Origin of the sequence: Halanaerobium hydrogeniformans, from assembly GCF_000166415.1 — a bacterium.
Taxonomy (GTDB): Bacteria; Bacillota; Halanaerobiia; order Halanaerobiales; family Halanaerobiaceae; genus Halanaerobium; species Halanaerobium hydrogeniformans.
The window spans coordinates 1,836,295-1,858,917 of the sequence record NC_014654.1 but is presented as its reverse complement, the minus strand read 5'-3'; the positions used below and the strand labels follow the sequence as shown (position 1 = coordinate 1,858,917).

The following is a 22,623-nucleotide window of genomic DNA, read 5'->3' as shown; positions in this document are numbered from 1 at the left end:
AAGATGAGTGAAAAACAAGTTTTATTCTATGTTGTTTCAGATTGTACTGGTAAGACTGCTAAAAATTTAGTTGAATCTGCTTCTGGTCAATATCCTGAACAAAAAATTGAAAAGAAAAATTTTCCCTTTGTCCGTTCTACTGAAAAGATCGATGAAATTATTGAGCAGGCTGTAAAAGAAGATGCAGTAATTGTTTTTACAACTGTAAAAGAAAAACTTAGAAAATATATCATTGATAAATCTGAAAAAAATGGGCTGGAATATGTGGACATGATGACTAAACCATTAGAAATTATTACTAAGAGACTGGGAGTAGATCCTAAAGAAGAATTTGCTCTGAAATATAAATTGGATGAGGCTTATTTTAAAAGAATTGAAGCAATGGAATTTACTTTGCAATTTGATGATTTAAATGAAGAAAAAGGGATTGCTGAAGCAGATATTGTTTTAGTAGGAGTTTCCCGTACATCTAAAACCCCCTTATCTATCCACCTTTCTTATCTGGGTTATAAAACTGCGAATGTACCACTGGTTCCAGAGGTGGATGTTCACCCAGCAGTAATGGAAAACAAAGATAATAAAGTAATCGGTTTAACAATTGATCCTGAGCTTTTAAATGATATTAGAATAGAAAGACTCAAAAAAATGGGTTTAGGTGATGATGCGACCTATGCTGCCAAGGAACGAATAAAGCAAGAATTTGAATATGCTGATTCTATAATGGAAGAAATAGGATGCCCTGTTATAGATGTGACAGATAATAATATAGAAGAAACTGCTGTGGAGGTATTAGCCTATTTTAACGGCTAGGAGTTGATTTTATGTTTTCCAGAATAGAACAGGAAAAATGGGAAAAAGAAAAACTTTTATCGACTGCTGCATTAAGTTCTGAAAGCAAAGGTCGTTTAAAAAAAGATAAAAAATGTGATATAAGAACAATTTTTCAGCATGATCGTGACAGGATACTTCATTCAAAGGCTTTTAGAAGGTTAAAGCATAAAACACAGGTTTTTATTGCTCCAGAAGGTGACCATTATAGAACCAGGTTAACCCATACACTAGAGGTTGCCCAGATTGCCAGGACAATTGCTAGAGCTCTAAAATTGAATGAAGATCTAGTAGAAGCAGTTGCTTTAGGCCATGATTTAGGGCATACTCCTTTTGGTCATGCTGGAGAAAGTGTTCTTTCTGAAATAAGTGATAAAGAATTTCAGCATAATAAACAGAGTTTAAGGGTTGTAGATCTTTTAGAAAAAAGAAGTAATGGTAGAAGAGGTTTAAATTTAAGTATAGAGGTCAGAGATGGTATTGTAAATCATACAGGTGATAACAAGCCCTTTACATTAGAGGGACAAATTGTTAAGATCGCTGATAGGATTGCCTATATAAATCATGATATTGATGATGCTTTAAGAGCAGCTTTGATTTCAGTAGATGATCTTCCTCAGAAAACTATGGAGATACTTGGTGATACTCATTCTAAAAGAATCAATGTAATGGTCAGGGATATAATAAAAGAAAGCTGGCAGCAGCCAGAAATAAAGCGATCTAAAAAGATAGAAAAAGCAAGTAATGATTTAAGAGAATTTTTATTTGCCAATGTATATATAGATTCAAAAGGTAAAGATGAAGTAGCTAAAGCAAAGCGCTTGATTAAAATGCTTTATAATCATTTTCTGGATAATATTGATCTTTTACCTAAAGAATATTTAGATTTTGAGGATAACAAAAAAATTGCAATTATTGATTATATTGCAGGAATGACAGATCGCTATGCAATCAATCTTGGCAGAGAATTATTTATTCCTACTCCCTGGTTGGAAAAAAATAATTGATTTTTTGCAGGAATATTAAATTAATTAGTGAATAAATTTCAAAGAGCTGTTTTATAAAAAGATATTTATTTACATGCAGGATAAATTTATTTTTCAGAGAAATATAATTACAACAGAAGTTAATTTAAAGGTCAGGGTGGATAAATTGACCAGATATTCAGATGATTTTATAGATGAATTAAAGACTAATGCAGATATAGTTGATCTTGTTTCTGATTATGTTGAACTGCAGAAGTCAGGTAATAGATATAAAGGGCTTTGTCCTTTTCACAGCGAAAAAACTCCATCTTTTTTTGTTAATCCTGATAATAATTTCTATCATTGTTTTGGCTGTGGAGCTGGCGGAGATTTAATAAATTTTGTGATGGAGATTGAAAACCTTACTTTTGCAGAGACGATAAAAGTTTTAGCAGAAAGAAGTGGGATGGAATTACCGGATCTTAGTGATGCACAAAGGCAGAGGTACAAAGAACGCGAAAAATTATTTGCCTTAAATAACTTAGCAGCCAAATTTTATAATTATATTCTTCTTGAAAAAGAAATAGGAAAAAAAGCTTTAGAATATCTTAAAAATAGAGATATTAACGAAAGTGATATTAAGCAATTCCAAATCGGTTATGCTGCTGATGAGTGGCAGCTGCTTTTAAATTTTTTGAAGAAAAGAAATTTTAGTCTTGATTTAATTTATAAAGCAGGTTTAATCACAAAAGGTAAAAATAATTCTTATTATGATAAATTTAGAAATAGAGTTATTTTCCCTATTTACAACAATAGGGGTGAAGTGATAGCATTTGGGGGCAGGATTTTAGAAACAGAGGCTGCTGAATATGGGCCAAAATATTTAAACTCGCCGGAAACAGCAATTTTTAGTAAAAAGAAGAATCTTTATGGTCTGCATCTTGCTAAAGATTCAATCCGAAAAAAGAATAGTTGCATTATAATGGAGGGATATACTGATATCATTCAGGCTCATAAAAATGGCTTTAAAAATTCTATTGCTTCCTTAGGTACAGCTTTTACAGAAGAACAGGCAAAACTGATAAAAAGATATGCAGAAAAAGCTTATATAGCTTATGATGCTGATACAGCAGGTAATATGGCGACTCTAAGAGGTCTGGATATATTAAGTGATGCTGGTATTGATGTAAAAGTAATTCAGCTTGATGAGGGAAATGATCCTGATGATTTGTTAAGAGAAGAAGGAGCTGAGATTTTTTTTGATCACCTGGATAGTGCTTTAAGCCTGGTTGATTTTAAGATTGAAATGATAATTCAGGACAAAGACCTTGATGAACCAGGGGTTAGGCTTAAGGTTTTGAAATCGATTATAAAATTAATTGCTGAGATTGATGATGAACTAAAGCGGGAGATATATTTAGAGAGAGCTGCTGAAAAAACTTCTTTTAAAACCGAAGTTTTGTCAAAAGAGGTAAAGAAAGAAGTTAAAAAAAATAAAAGCAGGAATTATCGTAGGGATATAGAAAAAATTAATAGTGCCTCTAAAAAAGTAGATTTAAATACTCAAATTTCTTATTATCAAAAAATTGAAGAACAGATTTTAGCATATTATATAACCCAGGCTGAACTGCGGGAGGAAATATCAGAAATATTAACTCCTGATGATTTCACAGGTAGAGCAGCTCAGTTGGCAGATCTGCTTTTTCAAGGCAAGGTAATCAGTGCTTCAGTTAAAAATGAAAGTATAAAAGATGAACTGGATGATGAGCTTTTTTCTTATTGGACAGAAATTATTGTCAAACAAAAAAGTGGTTTAAGTGAAGAAAGAATTTTAGAACTGGCAGAATATATCAGTTCATATAAAATTTCAAAAAGCAAAGAAAAGATATGTAGTTATTTAGCAAACAAAAATTTTGACCTTGATAAATTAAACACTATATTAACTACATTTCAAAAAATGAATTATAATATTGAAAGGAGGGACTAAAGTGGCTGAAAAAGATATAAGTCCTGCTAAAATAGATGAAGTTCAGGCTCTTATTAGCCGAGGTAAAAAAGAAGGGGAGCTGACATATGAGGAAATAATGGATGCTCTTGAGGACATAGATCTTGATTCTGAAGATATAGAGCAAATTTATGATCTTTTCAATGAAAAGAATATAAATATTGTCAATGAAAAGCTTCAGCAAGATGAAGAAGAGGAAGATGACAGTGGTCTAGACCTCAGTGTACCAAAAGGTGTTGGCATTGATGATCCCGTTCGGATGTATTTAAAAGAAATAGGTAAAGTAGATCTTTTAACAGCTGATGAAGAGGTTATGCTCGCTAAAAGAATGGAACAGGGTGACGAGTGGGCCAAACAGCAGCTTGTTGAGGCGAATTTACGTTTGGTAGTAAGTATTGCCAAAAAATATGTAGGTCGAGGAATGCTTTTTCTTGATCTAATTCAGGAAGGTAATATGGGACTAATGAAGGCTGTAGAAAAGTTTGATTATACTAAAGGTTATAAGTTTAGTACCTATGCTACCTGGTGGATTAGACAGGCAATAACGCGTTCAATTGCTGATCAGGCAAGAACTATTCGTGTTCCTGTTCATATGGTTGAAACCATTAACAAACTGATTAGAGTTTCGCGTCAGTTATTACAGGAAAAAGGTAGAGAGCCTAAGCCGGAAGAAATTGGTGAAGAAATGGATATTTCTGCTGAGAAAGTTAGAGAGATTATGAAAATTGCTCAGGAGCCAGTTTCACTTGAAACACCTATTGGTGAGGAAGAAGACAGTCACCTTGGTGATTTTATAGAAGACGAAGATTCTCCTGCACCAGCTTCTGCTGCTTCTTATATACTCTTAAAAGAACAGCTTGATGGAGTACTTGATACTTTAACCGAGAGAGAAAAAAGGGTCTTAGAACTCAGATTTGGTATAGAAGATGGTAGACCAAGAACATTAGAAGAAGTAGGTAAAGAATTTGGAGTAACCAGAGAAAGAATTAGACAGATTGAAGCAAAAGCATTGCGCAAACTTCGTCATCCTAGTCGAAGCAAAAAACTCAAGGATTATTTAGAATAACCTTGAAAAAATGCGTTATTATAAGCTTTTTATAGCTCTTATTACTTTATTGTCATTAAAAGTTGAAAAAAAAGCTTAAAAGGTCTTGACCTATTGGCTTTTATATCATATAATTAATCTTGTCGTCGCAAATTAAAGGCTGTTAAATAAATAAAATATTGTTTACTGGGCCCATAGCTCAGCTGGTCAGAGCAACCGGCTCATAACCGGTTAGTCCCAGGTTCAAATCCTGGTGGGCCCACCAGTAAATCAACCCTGTTCTGATATTAGAGCGGGGTTTTCTTGTGTTAATAAACATTTTTGTTTGAGGTGGACTTTGGAATATTTTAAAGGAGGAAGTTTTAATGGCTAAAATAGAAGAAATAATTCAATTAATGGGAGAAATAGCTCCAGTTAGACTGGCAGAAGATTGGGATAATGTAGGCCTACAGGTTGGAGACTCTAGTTTGAAAATCAATAATGTTTTAATTTCTTTAGATTTAAATGCTGCAGTTTTAAAAGAAGCTAAAGCTAAAAATTGTGGTTTAATTATTACTCATCATCCTCTAATCTTTAAAGCCATTAATTCTGTTAATTCTCAAAGTGAAACAGGACGTTTGATCATGGATTTAATTAAAAATGAGATTGCCTTGTTTTCAGCACACACTAATTTGGATATTGCCGCAGGTGGATTAAACGATCATTTAACTGATAAACTAGATTTAATCAATGTTGAAATTTTAAATGTCAGCAGGGAAGAAAATTATTATAAATTAGTTGTTTTTGTTCCTGAGTCTCACCTACAGGATTTAAAAGATTCGCTTTATGAAAACGGGGCTGGAAGAATCGGTAATTACAGCCACAGTGGTTTTGTTGTTAGTGGTACAGGAAGCTTTAAGCCTTTAGCAGAATCAGAACCCTTTATAGGTGAAAAAAATAAAGTAAATAATGTTGAAGAATATAGGCTTGAAACTATTATCAAAGCAGAAGATATTAGTAAAATAACCAAGAAAATGATTAAAGCACATCCTTATGAAGAACCTGCCTGGGATTTATATAAACTGGAAAATATCAAAGAATCTAAAGGAATCGGAAGAATTGCCTATTTAGATGCTCCTCTTACTTTAGAAGAATTTATAATTATAGTAAAAAATAAATTATCATTAGAGAGTTTTAAATATGTAGGTAGTAAAGATAAGACAATTAAAAAAATTGCAATCTGTAGTGGTAGTGGAGCTGATTTTATAAAAGATGCCGCTTTTAATGGTGCAGATTTATATCTCACAGGTGATTTAAAATATCATGAAGCTCAGCTTGCAGAAGAATTAAATATGGCTTTAATAGATTTTGGCCATTATGGCAGCGAGAAATTTGTTAAAGAATTATTATTTGAAAAATTAACTGAAAAAGCAGAAAAAAAATCAATGCAAGATATTAAATTTATACAGTCTGAAGAAATTACAAACCCTTGGAAACTATGGCAATAATTTAAGTTGAGTAAATTACTTGACATATTATAAGACTGGTGATATACTTTAAATGGAAAAAAATAAGTCGACCAGATGATCGCATCTCAATGAGATGAGGAAAGTCCGGGCTCCATAGGATAGGATGCCGGGTAATACCCGGTGGAGGTAACTCCCAGGCTAGTGCCACAGAAATATACCGCCTTAATTATTTAAGGTAAGGGTGAAAAGGTAAGGTAAGAGCTTACCGGATTTCAGGTAACTGGAATGCCAGGTAAACCCCATCTGGAGTAAGTCCAAATAGGGAGAAATTAAGAGTGATCCGCTCTTCTCCGGGTAAGGACGCTAAAATAAACAGGTAACTGTTTATTTAGATAGATGATCATCCACGACAGAACTCGGCTTACCGGTCGACTTATTTTATATTTTTTTGAAGGCTTTTATTTTTGTAATTTTTAAAAAACTCAAACAAGGGGTGTTAAGATGCCAAAAGATGTTCTAGAATTAATCAACTATATCGACTCAGCAATCAACAAAACAAATCAATTCGATAATTATTCTCCTGAAATGAGTGAAAGAGTGTTAGATAATAGAATAATTACACTTGAAGGATATTTAAGATTTATCGAAAGAGAAACAATGCCTACTTTAGAAAAATTGATAAATCAATTTGAGGAGGTTAATAATGGTTGATCAAATATACTATAAAATACAGTACCCACTAAAAAAATCAATTGATATGATGAAAGTAATAGATAAAAAAAACATTAATGAAATTGCCGAAAATTTAACCGAGTATGATAAAGAAAAAATAGAGGCATTTATTTCTCATTGGTCTGAAAATGGAAAAAAAGAACTACAAGATCTGGTTAACAATTTACGACAATCTAAATAGTTTTTCATAAATTAACCATGGCTTAACAGTCATGGTTTCTTTAACTAATTTTTTTTGTTAATATAAGCAAGGTTAGTAAAATGGGTTAGGAAATATTGAAAAAAAGCAGTAATTATGTTACAATTAACTGCAAACTGATTTATAAGGAGGTTTAATTATGGCTGGACATTCTAAATGGGCAAATATAAAGCATAAAAAGAAAAAAGAAGATAAAAGACGCGGTAAATTGTTTTCCAAATTGAGCCGTAAAATTGCAGTAGCTGCTCGTGAGGGCGGTGGAGATCCAGAAATGAATGCAGATCTCAGAATGGCTATTCAAAAGGCGAAAGATAATAATATGCCCAATGATAATATAGAACGAGCTATTAAAAGAGGAACTGGAAACCTTGAAGGTATGAGTTATGAATCTTTTGTTTATGAGGGATATGGTCCAGGTGGAGTTGCGATATATATGGATATTATGACCGATAATAGAAATAGAACTGCTGCTGAAATAAGACATGTTCTAGATAAAAATGGAGGTAATCTAGGTGAAAATGGTTGTGTATCCTGGATGTTTCAACGCAAAGGTGAACTGATAATCGATCTTAATGAATTTAAAATTGATGAAGATGAACTTCTTTTAGAAGCCCTGGAGGCTGGGGCAGAAGACTTAGAAATTGAGGAAGAAGAGGCTTATATTTATACTGAGCCTGGAAATTTTGAATCAACCAGAAAGCTTATGGAAGAGAACGGTTATGAGTTTGCTTCTGCTGATTTAGCGATGATACCTGATAATATGGTATCACTTGATAAAAGTAATGCAAAAAAGATGCTTCGATTAATAGAAAAATTAGAAGATCATGATGATATACAGGATGTTTATTCTAATTTTGAAATTGATGAAGAAATTAGAGAAGAGATTGAAGCAGAGGAAGATTAAATTGGCTAATATTTGTTCTTGGTTTTAAAATGACTTTTTGTCTTAATAAGAGGACACTGTAAAAAGTGTCTTTATTTTTTTGTAAATTAATTTTAGATTAAAATATAGGGTTTCAGATTGTCGCCTTAGTTATTTTATGATATAATTATTTCAAACTTATGTTTGAATGGTGGGTGTTATAATTGAGGATTTTAGGAATAGATCCAGGCCTTGCTACTATTGGATATGCTCTGGTTGATAAAGAAAACAACAATTTTAAAGTTTTAGAGTATGGAGTAATTAAAACTTCAGCAGATAAAACGAATATTAAAAGACTGGAAATTATCCACAGGAATATCCAGGAATTAATTAAAGAATTTAAACCAGAACAGATGGCTGTAGAAGAACTATTTTTTAATAAAAATGTAAAAACTGCAATTAAAGTTGGGCAGGCTAGAGGTGTGATACTTTTAGCTGGTGCTCAAGCTGGAATAAAAGTTGCCGAATATACTCCACTTCAGATAAAACAGGCAGTTGTTGGTTATGGTAGGGCTGATAAGAGACAGGTTCAAGAGATGGTTAAATCTCTTTTGAATTTAGTTGAGCTGCCAAAACCTGATGATGCTGCTGATGCACTGGCAATATCTATTTGTCATGGTCATGTTTACAGTGCCCATGCTGGATGGGAGGAAAGATTATGATAGGATTTTTAGAAGGAGAACTGATTTATTTAGAAGCTGGACAGGCTATAATAGATGTCAATGGCGTAGGTTATGAAACAGAACTGGCTGGTTTTGATGATTTACCAACTGTTGGTGATGATATAGAGTTGTATATTTATACTTATGTTAGAGAAGATGCTTTAAAATTATTTGCATTTCCAAGCAGAAAAGATAAAGAATTATTTGAAATATTAATAACGGTCAATGGTATTGGGCCTAAAGCTGGTTTAAATATAATAAATACGATGCCTGCTGATCGTTTTATTTCTGCTATAATGCAGGAAAATGAACTTGTTCTTAAAAAGATATCTGGTATTGGACCAAAAACTGCTCAACGATTAATACTTGAACTACAGGGGAAACTAGAAGATTTTGTCTATTTAAAGTCTGGCCAAAAAAGTTCAACTACATCAAAAATTGAAAATGAAGATAGACAGGATGTTGTTGATGCTTTAACTGCTCTGGGATATAAAATTTCGGAGATTAATAAAGCTTTAAGGAAAATATCTTTTGAAGATGGAATAGCCGTTTCTGAAAAGATTAGACAGGTATTAAGTTATCTCGGTAAGGAGAGATAAAGATGGAAAATGAAAGAAGAGTTGTTTCTCCTAAAAAGAAAAAAGATGACATAAAAGTTGATAAAGGGCTGCGTCCTCAGACTTTAGCAGAGTATATTGGGCAGAGTAAATCTAAGGAAAAACTAAAGATATTTATTGAGGCTGCCTGTAATAGAGAGGAAGCCCTTGATCATGTTATGCTCTATGGTCCTCCAGGGCTTGGGAAAACTACTTTAGCAGCTATAATTGCAAATGAGTTAAATGTTAATATTCATCAGACCTCTGGCCCTGCAATTGAAAGACCAGGGGATTTAGCTTCCATTCTAACTAATTTACAGAGTAAAGATGTTCTTTTTATTGATGAAATACATCGTTTAAATAAAATGGTTGAAGAAGTTCTTTACCCTGCAATGGAGGATTACTGTTTAGATATTATAATTGGAAAAGGTCCAAGTGCAAGGTCGGTTAGATTAGACTTAGCTCCTTTTACACTTGTTGGAGCTACGACTAAAGCAGGTAGACTTAGTTCACCATTAAGAGATAGATTTGGTGTTATCAACAGACTTGAATTTTATAATAAAGATGAACTTCAAGAAATCATACTTAGGTCTGCAGAGATCTTAAATGTTGATATCGAATCTCATGGAGCTTTAGAAATTGCCCGTCGCTCTAGAGGAACTCCCCGTATAGCTAACCGTCTTTTAAAAAGGGTAAGAGACTTTGCCCAGGTTAAAGCAGATGGTATTATCAATCAAAAAGTAGTAGATTCTGCTCTAAAACTACTGGAAATTGATGAGCTTGGTTTAGACAGGATCGATCATAAACTATTAAAAACAATTATCTTAAAATTTGGAGGAGGTCCGGTAGGGTTAAATACTCTAGCCGCCTCTATTAGTGAAGAAACGGAAACGATTGAAGATGTTTATGAACCATATTTACTTCAACTTGGTTTTTTAGAAAGAACTCCTCGGGGTAGAGTTGCATCTTTAAAAGCATATCAGCATTTAAAGATTAACGAAGATGTTAAAAAACGCAATTTAGATTTGTTTTCAGATTAGTTTTGGAGGTATTATTAAATGAGAGTAGAAGAATTTGATTATCAACTTCCGGAAGAATTAATTGCTCAGAAACCGCTTCCAGAAAGAGATATGTCAAGGTTGATGGTTTTGGATCCCCAAAATAAAATGATAAGAGAAGATCTTTTTAAAAATTTAAAAAGATATTTAGAGCCAGGAGATAGGTTAATTTTAAATAACAGTCGGGTCATACCAGCTAGATTATATGGAGAAAAGATTCCAACAGGTACAGAAATTGAAATACTATTGTTAAATGAACTAAAAGAAGGACGATGGGAAGTACTGGTAAAACCAGGTAGAAGAGCAAAAAAAGGAGTTAAAATCCAGTTTCAAAATATTCTAGAGGCAGAAGTTTTGGAATATACGGATTTTGGGGGAAGAATTGTTGAATTTAGCTGGGATGATGGATGTAGTAGTTTTGAAGAAATTTTAAATAAACTTGGTGAAATGCCCTTACCACCTTATATCAATGAGAAGCTAGATAATCCGGAAAGATATCAGACTGTTTACAGCAAAAAAAGGGGATCAGCTGCAGCACCAACCGCAGGGCTTCATTTTACAGATCAACTATTAAGGGATTTAGAAAATTATGGAGTTAAGATTGATTATATTACCCTTCATGTAGGTTTAGGGACTTTTAGGCCAGTTAAAAGTGAAAAAATTGAAGATCATAAAATGCATGCAGAATATGCAGAAATTTCTCCAGAAACTGTGGCAAGAATAAAAAAGACACAAGCTAATGGAAATAAGGTAGTTGCTGTTGGAACTACAGTAACTAGAACATTAGAAACTGCAGCACAATCTGGTAGTATAAAAGCTTTTAAAGGTTGGACTGATATATTTATATATCCAGGTTATGAATTTAAAGTTATTGATTCTTTAATTACAAATTTTCATTTACCTAAATCAACACTTTTAATGCTTGTTTCTGCACTCGCAGGCAAGGAATTGATCTTAAAAGCATATAATCAAGCAGTAGAAGAAGAATATAGATTTTTTAGTTTAGGTGATGCTATGTTGATCTTAAACAGGAAGGAAGATTAGTTTTGTTTGACTTTGAATTGTTAAAAGAATCTAAAAAAACAGAAGCAAGATTAACGAAAATAACGACTTCTCATGGAAGTATTGAAACTCCCATTTTTATGCCGGTCGGGACTCAAGCAACAGTTAAGGCAATGAGTTCAAGAGAATTAAAAGAAATTAATTCTCAAATTATTTTAGCCAACACCTATCATTTATATCTTCGACCTGGAGATGAATTAATTAAAAAAGCTGGTGGATTACATGATTTTATGAGCTGGGATCTCCCTATTTTAACTGATAGTGGTGGTTTTCAAGTTTTTTCATTATCTGATATGAGAGAAATAAAAGAAGAAGGTGTTTATTTTCGGTCACACTTAGATGGTTCTAAGCATTTTATTTCACCAGAAAAGTCAATGCAAATTCAAAAAAATCTAGGCTCAGATATTGTAATGGCTTTTGATGAGTGCCCCCCATATCCTGCTGAAAAAAGTTATGTAGAAAAATCTTTAAATAGAACTTTGCGCTGGGCGGAAAGATCAAAAAAAGAAATGGAAAACAGTGAGCAGGCTCTTTTTGGTATAATACAGGGAGGGGTTTATCCAGAACTAAGGAAAAAAAGTGTTAAAGAAATGACTAAGCTCAATTTTCCGGGATATTCTATTGGTGGTGTAAGTGTTGGGGAACCCAAAGAAGAAATTTATAAAATTTTAGATTATACAACTCCTATTATGCCAAAAGATAAACCCAGGTATTTAATGGGGGTAGGAACTCCTGAAGACTTATTAGAAGGTGTATATTATGGTATTGATATGTTTGATTGTGTAATGCCGACAAGAATTGCTAGACATGGTCAGGTTTTTACTGCTGAAGGGAGATTGACGGTTAGAAATGCAACTTATGCGGAAGATTTTAATCCTTTAGATCCTGATTGTGACTGTTATGTTTGTCAAAATTACAGTCGGGCATATATTCGACATCTAATTAAAAGAAATGAGATATTAGGAGTAAGATTAACGAGTTATCATAATCTGTATTTTATGCTTAAATTTAGTGAGAAAATAAGAAAAGCGATTAAAGAAGATAGCTTTTTAGATTTCAGGGAAGAATTTTATCAAAAATATAAATTGAAGTAAGTTGTTGAAAATTAAAGGCATTGATGATATTATTCTTTTAAATAAATCTTTTATTTAGCAGGAATATTATTTTAATTGTTGAAATAGTTATGAGAGATAATAATTAATTAGGAGAGGATATTAAATGGAATATTTATACGCGATTTTACCCTGGATATTAATTTTTGGTATTTTTTGGTTTTTTCTTATCAGGCCACAACAAAAGCAGAAAAAAGAGCATCAAGATATGCTGGACAAACTTTCTGTAGGTGATCAGATTGTTACAATAGGTGGTATTAAAGGTAAGGTAGTTAAGATCAGAGACAATAATGTAAGAATTAGAGTTAGCTCAAATGTTGATATTGATTTTATTAAAAGTGCAATTTCTAAAGTCAAAGAAAAATCAAAAGACAGTCAAGATAATTCAGAAAAAGAAGACTAATTTATGTACTAAAATGAACTGGGGGATATAATGTGAAGGGTGCGATAAAAGAGTTTTTGCAGTCATTGGTAATAGCAGGTATTTTAGCTTTTTTTATAATTACCTTTGTTGCCCAGTCTTTTGTTGTTGACGGAGGATCTATGGCAGAAACACTTCAGGATGGAGAAAGGCTTTTTGTAAATAAGTTTATTTATAGAATAAATCCTCCTGAAAGAGGAGATATAATTGTTTTTAGTCCCCGGGGAGCTCCTGCACAAAAATACATCAAAAGGGTGATAGGTCTTCCAAGTGATACCGTCTATATTAAAGACGGTGTTACTTATGTAAATGGTGAAGCAATAGAAGAAGATTATATTAAAGATAAAACAGTCGGAGACTTTGGTCCCTATGAAGTTCCAGAAGAAAGTGTTTTTGTTTTAGGTGACAATCGTAATCACAGTGCAGATAGTCGATTTGAAAGCATTGTTGGCTATGTTGATTATGATTCAATTTCAGGAAAAGCTTTTTGGGTATACTGGCCTCTGAGCGAAATGAGGTTAATTGAGCATCATGATTATGATTTATCATTTGAAAATTAGATATTTATTGTTAGGAGGATTTTTAGTTAATGAGGTATAAACAGAAAAGAAGAATTAAATTTATAATTATTATAGCTATAATTGCCTTTTCTTATTTTTTATTTTCTCATTATGGTATTAATTTAGGTCTGGATTTACAAGGGGGAGCCCATATTTCACTGCAGGCTCAACCTACTGAAGATCGAGAAATTGATGATACTGTAATGGCAGGTATAGTTGGGGTAATTGAAAGAAGGGTTAATCAACTTGGTTTATCTGAGCCTTTGATTCAAAGGGAAGGTAGTGATAGAATTATAGTTGAGCTTCCTGCTGTTGATAATCCAAATCAAGCAATCGAAACCATTGGAAGAACGGCTATGCTAACTTTTAGAAATGAAGATGGGGATGTTTTAATGACTGGTGAGGCTGTTAGAGATGCCAGAGCAGATCATGATCAATATGGAAGAGCTGTTGTTTCTTTTACCCTTACTTCTGAAGGTTCAGATAGATTTGCAAATATAACTCGAGAATATATGGGAAGAAGAATTGGAATTTATTTAGATGATGAGCAACTTACTAACCCTACTGTTCAGGCTGTTATTGAAGAAAGAGGACAGATAACAGGTTATGATTCTGTTCAGGCAGCAGAAGAACATGCAATTTTAATTAGAGAGGGTGCTTTACCCGTTCCAGTTGAGGTAATCGAAACTAGAACAGTTGGACCAACTTTGGGTTCAATCGCTATTCAGAGAAGTATAACTGCTGGTTTAATTGGTTTATTACTGGTAGCTATGTATATGATTTATTACTATCGTTTTCCTGGTGTTTTAGCTGCAGGTATTCTTGCAATTTATGGGTTGATTTTAATGGGAACTCTTGCAGGACTACAGGCTGTGTTGACACTACCAGGTATAGCTGGTTTGATACTTTCGATAGGTATGGCAGTTGATGCTAATATTATTATCTTCGAGAGGATTAAAGATGAAATGAAAAGTGGTAAAACATTGAGAGCCGCTGTAGATTCAGGATTTAAAAGAGCTTATATCACTATTTTAGATGCTAATGTAACCACAATAATAACCGCTCTTATTCTGGCCTATTTTACAAGTGGAACAGTTAGAGGTTTTGCTATAACGCTTGGTATAGGTATTGTTGTTAGTATGTTTACTGCCTTTTTTGTTACAAGAAATGTTATCGATATTTTCTCAGGCAGTAAACTAATGCAGGCAGAAAAAGCCTTCGGGGTCAGAAAGGGGTAATTTAAGTGGATATTTTAGGTAAAAGAAAAATATGGTATATAATATCATCAATTTTAATCGGAATTGGTTTAGTCTTTTTATTAATTAATGGTTTAAATTTAGGTATAGATTTTCTTGGTGGAACTATAATGGAGTTTAGTGTGGAAGAAAATGTAGGAACTGAAGATGTAAGAGCTGTATTGCAGCAAATTGGAATTGCTGAAGATGCTACTATTCAGGAGACCGACCAAGATGGTTTGAGAGGTATTATGATCAGGGGTCAGGCATTAGATTCAGATCAAATTCTTGCTGTTGAGCAAGCAATTAATGATGAGTTTGAAAATGTAGAAATGCTAAGAACTGATATGGTTGGTCCAACAATCGGCCAGGAGTTAAGAATTAATGCCCTGCTGGCAATGCTGGTGGCTTCAATTGCTATAGTTGCTTATATCAGTTTTAGATTTGAATTTAGATTTGCAGCTGTATCAATTATTACTCTTATGCATGATGTGCTGATAACAATTGGTATATTTGCTATGCTCGGGAGAGAAGTAAACACTCCTTTTGTTGCGGCATTATTAACAATTGTTGGTTATTCAATAAATGATACAATTGTAATATTTGATAGAATAAGAGAAAACATGAAACTAATGCATAAGGTTCCTTTTATTGAACAGGCAAATACTGCTGTTGTTGATACTCTACCAAGGTCTATTAATACATCTATAACAACTTTAGTTGCTATACTTGCTATTTACTTTTTCGGTGGAGCATCGTTACAGACCTTTATGTTGGCATTATTTATTGGTATGTTTAGCGGTACTTATTCTTCTGTTTTCATAGCTAGTCCATTATTAGTTACCTGGCAAAATAGGATTAGTAAATAATCTTTTTAATAACAGATCACTTAGTATGTAATAATAACCCCTCCCGAGTAAAATTTGGAGGGGTTTCTAACTTTAAAAAAGGCTGTGATTAAAATGGATATTAACTTTCCGAAACATTATCGGCATTTTCAACGATATAGTGAGATAGCTCAGATTTTTGTAAAAAATGGTCTTGGTTTTCTCATTGCAAAGCTGGATTTAAACAGATATTTACCTTTTAAAGAGAGAGTCAGTAAAACAGAGCGTCCGACAGGTAAAATGCTTGCAGTTAGAATTAGAGAGGTGCTGCAGGAGCTTGGTCCTGCCTATATAAAATTAGGCCAGCTTTTAAGTACCAGAGCAGATGTATTTCCTCCTGTTTTTATTCAAGAAATGAGAAATTTGCAGGATGAAGTGCCAGCAGAGGATTTTGAAGATATTGAAAATTATTTAAAAGATGAGCTGGGTGAACTTTATGAAACAGAAATTCTAAAAATAGAAGAAGAAGCAAGTGCTGCTGCTTCAATTGCTCAAACACACAGAGTTATTTTAAAAGGAAAGAAAAAGGCTATTATGAAAGTAAAGAGGCCTGGGATCGAAAAAAAGATAAATGTTGATATAGAAATAATGCAAAATCTGGCCAGAATAGCTGAGGAAAGAGAATTATTTAATTTGATGATAAGTCCTATAAATATAATTGAAGAATTTAAAAGAACTATTAAAGATGAGTTGAATTTCAAGGGAGAAATCGCCAATATTCTGCGTTTTAGAAGTGACTTTGCTGATAATCCATATATAACTGCTCCAGCAGTATATTCAGAATTATCAACTATGAACTTAATTATAATGGAAGAGATTATTGGCAGCAAATTAAGAGAAGTTGATCAAAATCATCCCCACAATAAATTTATTGCAAAGCTGGGAGCAACTGCTTTAATGAGACAGGTTTTGATCAATGGATTTTTTCATGCTGACCCTCATCCAGGTAATATTTTTATTACTGGTGAAAAAACTATTGCTTACGTAGATTTTGGAATGATGGGCAGAATCACTCAAGAAGATAAGGATTTAATGGCTTTATTATTTTATGCTTTGATTAATAAAAACATTAATATCTTAATGGATGTAATCTTAATGCTTGGGAAAAAGCCTGATGATTTTAACAGAAGGCGTTTTCAGTTAGATATGGAGAAACTGCTTGATAGGTATTATGGTAGTGATCTTGCTGAGATTGAAATTAAAGCTGTTTTTGAAGATTTACAGAGCTTTATTTATGAGCATAAGATTCGCATGCCTCAGGATTTCTTTTTGTTATTTCGAGCTATAGCTGTTAGTGAGGGAGTTGGACAGGCTTTAGATCCAGAGTTTAATGTTATAGAAGTAAGCAAGGATTTTTTAAATGAAATTATTGAAGATAGAATGAATCCCAAAAAGATTATGAATAGAATTGGTTCAGAAGTCTGGAAATTTGGCCGCAAAAAATATGAGATTAACTCAAAACTAAAAAATATCCTAACTAAATTAAATGAAGATGATTTTACAATCAATTTTCGTCATACAAATTTAGAAAATTTTATTGCTAGACTTGATATTGTTTCAAATCGTTTATCGATGAGTATGATTATTTCATCTATAATAATTGGTTCAACCTTACTGATTCAAAGTGAAATGGAGCCAATGATTTTTAATATACCGGTATTAGGTTTTATAGGTTATATTTTTGCAGGGTTTTTAGGCTTTTTACTGATTATTTCTATTTTTCGTTCGGGTAAATATTAAAATAAATTATACTGGTGTGATTGAATGAATAAATTTTGGCAAATCAAAAGTTACAGAGATAATATTGAAGGTGAAAAATTAATCGATGATTTATTAGAAGAAAGAGGCTTTGATAATTTAAAAGATAAGCGCAAATATTTAAGTTCAGATCTTAAATATTTAAGTGACCCTTTTCTCCTGCCTGGGATGAATAAAGCTGTAAAGCTGATAAACGAATCATTAAATAGTAAGGGAAAAATTTTGATTTATGGTGATTATGATGTTGATGGAATAACTTCTACTGCATTATTATATCAGTATTTTAAAAAACGTTTTAAGATTGAAGTAGATTATTTTATTCCTGATAGAATTGAAAATGGCTATGGTTTAAGCAAAAAGGCGGTTCATGAAATCAAAGCCAGAGGTATTGACTTAATAATAACTGTTGATTGTGGGATTACTGCCTTTAAAGAAGTAGAATTAATAAAAGAACTTGGGATGAAAGTTATTATTACAGACCATCACACACCTGCAGAAAAATTACCAGATGCAGCCACAGTTATAAACCATCACCTGCTTAAAGAAAAAAATCATGTCTTATCAGAAATAGCTGGAGTAGGTACTGCATTCAAACTGGTGCAGGCTTTAGAGAAAGATAAATCTTTTGATTTAGAAAATTTAGCACAAGATTTTTTGCCTATTGTCGCCCTTGGTACAGTAGCAGATGTTGCTCCTTTAAAAGGAGAAAATCGGATTATTGTTAAACACGGATTAGGACTTATTAATAAAGGTAAAAATCTTGGCTTAAAAATTCTAATTAATAAATTGAATCTTGACAGTCAAAAGATTACTTCAGGTCAGATGGGCTATATTATAGCTCCTCCAATCAATGCAGCGGGAAGAATTTATAATGCAAATAAAGCTTTAGAACTTTTAATAACAGATAAAGCAAAAAAAGCAGAAAAAATAGCTGATACTTTAATTAAAATTAATAGTGAGAGGCAACGGGAAGAAGAATTAATTTACAAACAGGCATTAGAAAAAATTGATAATTTAAATATTGAAGAAGAAAAATCAATTATTTTAGCTGATAGCAGGTGGCACTCGGGTATTATTGGTATTGTTGCTTCAAAGTTGGTTGAAAAATATAATCTTCCTGTTATATTAATGGCTTTAGATGAAAATGATGAGTTTGCAAAAGCGTCAGCTAGAAGTATAGCAAAACTTAATATTTATCAAGCACTTAAGTCCACAGAAAATTATTTGCTCAATTTTGGTGGGCATAAAGCTGCAGCTGGTTTTAGTATAAAAATAGACAAAATAGCAGATTTCAAAGATGCTTTTGTAAAATATTTAAAGCAAAACTTAACTGATGAAGACTATTTTAAGATTAAAAAAATAGATGTAAATTTAGATATTGATAAGTTGAACAAAACTTTAGTTAATAAATTAGAAGCTTTTAGCCCTTTTGGGGTTGCAAATCCAAGACCAAAATTTTTATTTAAAAATATAAAAAGTGAGAGCTATTATAAAATGGGCAAAAAAAATAATCATTTAAAAATAAATTTGGGATCTAATTTATCGGCGGTTGGTTTTAATATGGGTGACTTTTTTTCAGAACTCGAAGCTAAAAAAATAGATGTTATTGCTCAGCCGGAAATTAACTACTGGAAAGGTAGAGAAAATATTCAATTAAAAATATCTGATCTTAGAAAAGCAGGAGATAATATACCACCAATAATTTTTGAAAAAAAAGATTATAAAATTTATGATTTCCGAAATAATAAAAATAAATTTCAAACCCTTGATTATTTATTAAAAGATTCTTTTATCGAGCGTGCTGCTGTATATATAAATCAAAAAGACCTTAAAAACAAATTTCAGTTAAAATATAAAGACCATTATTTTTTTAGTGAAGAAAACAACTTTGATGGAGAATTTTCTCATTTAATATTTTATTCTCTTCCTTTTTCATTAGAACATTTTAATAAAAGGATTGTAGATTTCATTTATAAAGAAAAAAAAATAATTCTACTCTTTTCAAAAAAAGATATTTCTTTTAATTTAAGTTTAATAAAATACAAGTGTCCAACAAAAGAGATGATAGAAAAATTTATTCTTTTAGTAAAAAAAATTGATTCTCAGCAGCTAGCTGATATTAAATTAAATAAACTAAAAAAAGAATATCAACATGCAAATTGTTTTAATTTAAAAAACAGAACTTTATTTAATGAGATGTTTAAAATTGTTTCTGAACTTAATCTTTTTGATGTTGAGAAGCAAGTCCTAAGATTCAGGCCTGAGAAGAAAAATGCATTGGACTTTAAAGCTTCTTTACGGTATAATAAATTATCCAGGCAAATAGAAAAATTTTCTCATTTCAAGGATATTATCTTTGCTGAGAACCTATTTGTACTGATAGAAAAGCTCAGTAATTATAAGGAGGAAAAAAATGAATCTTAAAGACAAAATAAGAAATATACCTGATTTCCCCAAAAAGGGAATTTTGTTTAAAGACATAACCCCACTTTTAAAAGATAGTGAAGCCTTAAAAGAAGCTATTGTTAAATTAGCTGATTTTTTTAGGGATTACGAAATTGATTATGTGGTTGGCATAGAGGCCAGAGGATTTTTAATTGGAACTCCACTTGCTTTAGAACTAGATAAAGGTTTTATTCCAATTAGAAAACCTGGGAAATTACCACATGAGGTTTTAAAAAAGGAATATGAATTAGAATATGGTAAAAACGTTTTAGAAATACATAAAGATGCAATTAGTGATGGAGATAAAATTTTAATAATTGATGATCTTTTAGCTACTGGTGGTACTACATATGCTGCAAATAAGATGGTAGAAGAGCTTGGGGGAGAAGTAGTAGCATGTGGGTTTTTATTAGAACTTGATGCCCTTAATGGCAGAGAAATATTAAAAGATTATGAGGTTCGATCATTATTAATTGACTGATTTTGTTTATCGAGAAAAACTAAAGGGGTATTTATATATATATGAAGCTGGAAAAATTATTAGATAAAATAAAAAGTTATATGGATGAACCTGATCTTGATTTAGTTATTAAAGCATATAATTATGCCAAAAAAGCTCATGAAGGTCAGTACAGGGTATCTGGTGAACCTTTTGTGGATCATCCACTTGGTGTTGCCATGATCTTAGCTGATTTAGAACTTGATATTATTTCTATTGTAGCTTCGATGATGCATGATGTTGTAGAGGATACAGAAATAACAAGTGAGGATATCAGAAAAGAATTTGGTGATGAAGTAGCTCATATTGTTGAAGGTGTTACTAAACTTACAAGAATGCAGTTTAAAACAAAAGAAGATCAGCAAGCGGAAAGTTTAAGAAAAATGTTTGTTGCTATGGCTGAAGATATTAGAGTTGTTTTGATAAAATTGGCTGACAGGCTTCATAATATGAGGACTTTAAATTATCTAAAAAAAGAGAAAAGGAAGGAAAAGTCCCGAGAAACACTAGAAATATATGCACCTTTAGCTCATAGATTAGGGATGTCAAAATTAAAGTGGGAATTGGAAGATTTATGTTTTCGTTATCTAAAACCTGATATGTATTATGAGGTTTCTCATAAAGTTCAGACTAATCGTGAACAAAGAGAAAAAAGTATTCAAGAAGCGATAGAAAAATTAAAAGAAACTTTAGAAAAACATGATATAGAATCAGAAATTTATGGTAGACCAAAACATTTATTCAGTATATATAATAAAATGAAACGCAAAGAGGTAGAATTTGATGAAATATATGATCTGACAGCTGTTAGAGTTTTAGTGGAAAATGTTAAGGAGTGCTATGAAGTTTTAGGGATTATACATGAGATCTGGAAACCTATGCCGGGTAGATTTAAAGATTATATTGCAATGCCTAAGTCAAATATGTATCAGTCACTTCATACTACGGTAATTGCTCCCAGTGGTGATCCGCTTGAAGTACAAATTAGAACCTATGATATGCATAAAACTGCAGAATATGGTATTGCTGCTCACTGGAGATACAAAGAAGGAAAAGTTGGAGATGAGAAATTTGAGGAAAAACTTTCCTGGCTGAGAAGACTTTTAGAATGGCAGAAAGATTTACAGGAACCACAAGAATTTATGGAAACATTAAAAATCGACCTTTTTGAGGATGAAGTTTTTGTTTTTACTCCACAGGGTGATGTTGTATCACTACCTAAGGGTGGTACTCCAGTAGATTTTGCTTATTACATTCATACAGAAGTAGGCCATCGCTGTGTTGGGGCAAAAGTTAATGGTAAGATAGTTCCACTTGAATATAAACTGGAAAACAGTGACATTGTTGAAATTTTGACTTCTAAAAAAAGTAGTGGACCAACTAGAGATTGGCTTAATTTTGTTAAAACCTCACGAGCTAGGAGCAAAATAAAACACTGGTTTAAAAAGCAGCGTAAAGACGAGATAATAGAAAAAGGTAGAAACATTATTAATGAACAGTTAAAAAAACATCACATTGAGATCACAGAAAAACAAAAAGAAAAAGAGCTAAAAGAAATAGCAAAAGAATTAGGGCGAAAAGATGTAGATGATTTAATGGAAGAATTAGGATATAGCAATATAAGCCCTAAACAGGTTATCAATAAATTTAGTGGTTATCACCCTGAAAAAGAAATTGAAAAAAAACATCTACCACGCAAAAAGAAAAAATCGTCTGTAGATAAGGGTGTTTCAGTTAAGGGCATGGAAAATATGTTAGTAAGGATGGCAAGGTGCTGTAATCCGGTTCCGGGTGATGAAATTACTGGTTATATTACCAGGGGAAGAGGAGTTTCAGTTCACCGTACTGACTGTAAGAATCTAAAAGGCCTTCAAGAAAGTGAGCCAGAAAGAATAATTGAAGTTAGTTGGGAAAGAGGTAGAACTGAATCATATCAAGTTGATCTTAGAATTGATGCGGTTGATAAAAGTGCTCTTCTCAATGATATTACTCATATTATAAAAGAAGAAAAATTAAATCTTTTATCTGTTATGGCACGGACCAATGATAACAGTAAAGCCATTATTAATCTTTCTTTGGAATTGAGTTCAACTGAGCATATGTATGATATAATGAAAAAAATAGAAACTATATCTGGAGTATTAAATGTTAGCAGGTCAAATCCTGCATAATTGAGGAGTTGTT

21 protein-coding genes, 1 tRNA gene and 1 other RNA gene are annotated in these 22,623 nt (G+C 32.2%); all 23 read left to right on the top strand.

The genetic code is table 11. The annotated features are described in order from the left end of the window. Positions 1–3 precede the first annotated feature (3 nt). The 23 genes from HALSA_RS08475 to HALSA_RS08370 all read left to right on the top strand — a co-directional run bounded on the left by HALSA_RS08475 (position 4) and on the right by HALSA_RS08370 (position 22,610). Entirely contained in the window at positions 4–810 is an 807-nt protein-coding gene (locus HALSA_RS08475) for a pyruvate, water dikinase regulatory protein (RefSeq protein ID WP_013406162.1), read from the top strand. A gap of 11 nt (positions 811–821) precedes the next feature. Further along, on the top strand, positions 822–1,835 hold the full coding sequence (locus HALSA_RS08470; RefSeq protein WP_013406161.1) for a deoxyguanosinetriphosphate triphosphohydrolase: 1,014 nt from the start codon (positions 822–824) through the stop codon (positions 1,833–1,835). Positions 1,836–1,971: 136 nt separating this feature from the next. Beyond that, the gene (dnaG, locus tag HALSA_RS08465; RefSeq protein WP_420795051.1) at positions 1,972–3,780 is read left to right on the top strand and encodes a DNA primase; all 1,809 of its coding nucleotides are present in this window, start codon (positions 1,972–1,974) and stop codon (positions 3,778–3,780) included. A 1-nt stretch (position 3,781) separates the two neighbouring features. Then, entirely contained in the window at positions 3,782–4,864 is a 1,083-nt protein-coding gene (rpoD, locus tag HALSA_RS08460; protein WP_013406159.1) for an RNA polymerase sigma factor RpoD, read from the top strand. A gap of 167 nt (positions 4,865–5,031) precedes the next feature. After that, a tRNA-Ile gene (locus tag HALSA_RS08455) sits at positions 5,032–5,108 on the top strand. A gap of 100 nt (positions 5,109–5,208) precedes the next feature. Next, positions 5,209–6,330: a Nif3-like dinuclear metal center hexameric protein gene (locus HALSA_RS08450; RefSeq protein ID WP_013406158.1), complete on the top strand. Its 1,122-nt coding sequence runs from the start codon at positions 5,209–5,211 to the stop codon at positions 6,328–6,330. Between the two features lie 63 nt (positions 6,331–6,393). After that, positions 6,394–6,731: RNase P RNA component class A (gene rnpB, locus HALSA_RS12545), an RNA gene on the top strand. 61 nt (positions 6,732–6,792) lie between these two features. After that, positions 6,793–7,002 carry a hypothetical protein gene (locus tag HALSA_RS08445; RefSeq protein ID WP_013406157.1) on the top strand — a complete coding sequence of 70 codons (210 nt, stop codon included), beginning with the start codon at positions 6,793–6,795 and terminating at the stop codon, positions 7,000–7,002. Then, entirely contained in the window at positions 6,995–7,204 is a 210-nt protein-coding gene (locus HALSA_RS08440; RefSeq protein WP_013406156.1) for a hypothetical protein, read from the top strand. Before HALSA_RS08445 ends, HALSA_RS08440 begins: the two co-directional genes overlap by 8 nt. Before the next feature lie 157 nt (positions 7,205–7,361). Further along, on the top strand, positions 7,362–8,126 hold the full coding sequence (locus HALSA_RS08435; protein WP_013406155.1) for a YebC/PmpR family DNA-binding transcriptional regulator: 765 nt from the start codon (positions 7,362–7,364) through the stop codon (positions 8,124–8,126). Between the two features lie 182 nt (positions 8,127–8,308). Then, complete coding sequence (ruvC, locus tag HALSA_RS08430) at positions 8,309–8,806, top strand: crossover junction endodeoxyribonuclease RuvC (protein ID WP_013406154.1); 498 nt, start codon at positions 8,309–8,311, stop codon at positions 8,804–8,806. Further along, positions 8,803–9,405, top strand: a complete 603-nt coding sequence (gene ruvA / locus HALSA_RS08425; RefSeq protein ID WP_013406153.1) for a Holliday junction branch migration protein RuvA — start codon at positions 8,803–8,805, stop codon at positions 9,403–9,405. The genes ruvC and ruvA overlap by 4 nt, the downstream gene beginning before the upstream one ends. Before the next feature lie 2 nt (positions 9,406–9,407). Then, complete coding sequence (gene ruvB / locus HALSA_RS08420; RefSeq protein WP_013406152.1) at positions 9,408–10,442, top strand: Holliday junction branch migration DNA helicase RuvB; 1,035 nt, start codon at positions 9,408–9,410, stop codon at positions 10,440–10,442. Between the two features lie 18 nt (positions 10,443–10,460). Next, positions 10,461–11,504: a tRNA preQ1(34) S-adenosylmethionine ribosyltransferase-isomerase QueA gene (queA, locus tag HALSA_RS08415; protein WP_013406151.1), complete on the top strand. Its 1,044-nt coding sequence runs from the start codon at positions 10,461–10,463 to the stop codon at positions 11,502–11,504. Positions 11,505–11,506: 2 nt separating this feature from the next. After that, complete coding sequence (gene tgt, locus HALSA_RS08410; protein WP_013406150.1) at positions 11,507–12,616, top strand: tRNA guanosine(34) transglycosylase Tgt; 1,110 nt, start codon at positions 11,507–11,509, stop codon at positions 12,614–12,616. Between the two features lie 124 nt (positions 12,617–12,740). Further along, complete coding sequence (gene yajC / locus HALSA_RS08405; protein WP_013406149.1) at positions 12,741–13,037, top strand: preprotein translocase subunit YajC; 297 nt, start codon at positions 12,741–12,743, stop codon at positions 13,035–13,037. Between the two features lie 32 nt (positions 13,038–13,069). Next, positions 13,070–13,615: a signal peptidase I gene (gene lepB / locus HALSA_RS08400; protein ID WP_013406148.1), complete on the top strand. Its 546-nt coding sequence runs from the start codon at positions 13,070–13,072 to the stop codon at positions 13,613–13,615. A 29-nt stretch (positions 13,616–13,644) separates the two neighbouring features. Continuing rightward, on the top strand, positions 13,645–14,853 hold the full coding sequence (secD, locus tag HALSA_RS08395) for a protein translocase subunit SecD (RefSeq protein ID WP_013406147.1): 1,209 nt from the start codon (positions 13,645–13,647) through the stop codon (positions 14,851–14,853). A 5-nt stretch (positions 14,854–14,858) separates the two neighbouring features. Further along, entirely contained in the window at positions 14,859–15,719 is an 861-nt protein-coding gene (gene secF, locus HALSA_RS08390) for a protein translocase subunit SecF (protein WP_013406146.1), read from the top strand. Positions 15,720–15,812: 93 nt separating this feature from the next. Continuing rightward, a complete protein-coding gene (locus HALSA_RS08385; RefSeq protein ID WP_013406145.1) occupies positions 15,813–17,477 on the top strand; it encodes an ABC1 kinase family protein in 1,665 nt (554 codons plus the stop codon). A gap of 24 nt (positions 17,478–17,501) precedes the next feature. After that, positions 17,502–19,919 carry a single-stranded-DNA-specific exonuclease RecJ gene (gene recJ / locus HALSA_RS08380; RefSeq protein WP_013406144.1) on the top strand — a complete coding sequence of 806 codons (2,418 nt, stop codon included), beginning with the start codon at positions 17,502–17,504 and terminating at the stop codon, positions 19,917–19,919. Then, positions 19,909–20,421 (top strand): adenine phosphoribosyltransferase, encoded by a 513-nt coding sequence (locus HALSA_RS08375; RefSeq protein ID WP_013406143.1) that lies wholly within the window; start codon positions 19,909–19,911, stop codon positions 20,419–20,421. Before recJ ends, HALSA_RS08375 begins: the two co-directional genes overlap by 11 nt. Before the next feature lie 41 nt (positions 20,422–20,462). Next, positions 20,463–22,610: a RelA/SpoT family protein gene (locus HALSA_RS08370; RefSeq protein ID WP_013406142.1), complete on the top strand. Its 2,148-nt coding sequence runs from the start codon at positions 20,463–20,465 to the stop codon at positions 22,608–22,610. Positions 22,611–22,623: the final 13 nt, after the last annotated feature.

Excerpts from the sequence above, each read along its gene's own strand:
- queA (WP_013406151.1), top strand. The coding sequence starts at position 10,461 with ATGAGAGTAGAAGAATTTGATTATCAACTTCCGGAAGAATTAATTGCT.
- HALSA_RS08440 (WP_013406156.1), top strand. The coding sequence starts at position 6,995 with ATGGTTGATCAAATATACTATAAAATACAGTACCCACTAAAAAAATCA.
- HALSA_RS08470 (WP_013406161.1), top strand. The coding sequence starts at position 822 with ATGTTTTCCAGAATAGAACAGGAAAAATGGGAAAAAGAAAAACTTTTA.
- recJ (WP_013406144.1), top strand. The coding sequence starts at position 17,502 with ATGAATAAATTTTGGCAAATCAAAAGTTACAGAGATAATATTGAAGGT.
- HALSA_RS08370 (WP_013406142.1), top strand. The coding sequence starts at position 20,463 with ATGAAGCTGGAAAAATTATTAGATAAAATAAAAAGTTATATGGATGAA.
- HALSA_RS08475 (WP_013406162.1), top strand. The coding sequence starts at position 4 with ATGAGTGAAAAACAAGTTTTATTCTATGTTGTTTCAGATTGTACTGGT.
- HALSA_RS08385 (WP_013406145.1), top strand. The coding sequence starts at position 15,813 with ATGGATATTAACTTTCCGAAACATTATCGGCATTTTCAACGATATAGT.
- HALSA_RS08375 (WP_013406143.1), top strand. The coding sequence starts at position 19,909 with ATGAATCTTAAAGACAAAATAAGAAATATACCTGATTTCCCCAAAAAG.
- HALSA_RS08450 (WP_013406158.1), top strand. The coding sequence starts at position 5,209 with ATGGCTAAAATAGAAGAAATAATTCAATTAATGGGAGAAATAGCTCCA.
- ruvA (WP_013406153.1), top strand. The coding sequence starts at position 8,803 with ATGATAGGATTTTTAGAAGGAGAACTGATTTATTTAGAAGCTGGACAG.
- HALSA_RS08445 (WP_013406157.1), top strand. The coding sequence starts at position 6,793 with ATGCCAAAAGATGTTCTAGAATTAATCAACTATATCGACTCAGCAATC.
- secD (WP_013406147.1), top strand. The coding sequence starts at position 13,645 with ATGAGGTATAAACAGAAAAGAAGAATTAAATTTATAATTATTATAGCT.
- yajC (WP_013406149.1), top strand. The coding sequence starts at position 12,741 with ATGGAATATTTATACGCGATTTTACCCTGGATATTAATTTTTGGTATT.
- HALSA_RS08435 (WP_013406155.1), top strand. The coding sequence starts at position 7,362 with ATGGCTGGACATTCTAAATGGGCAAATATAAAGCATAAAAAGAAAAAA.
- ruvB (WP_013406152.1), top strand. The coding sequence starts at position 9,408 with ATGGAAAATGAAAGAAGAGTTGTTTCTCCTAAAAAGAAAAAAGATGAC.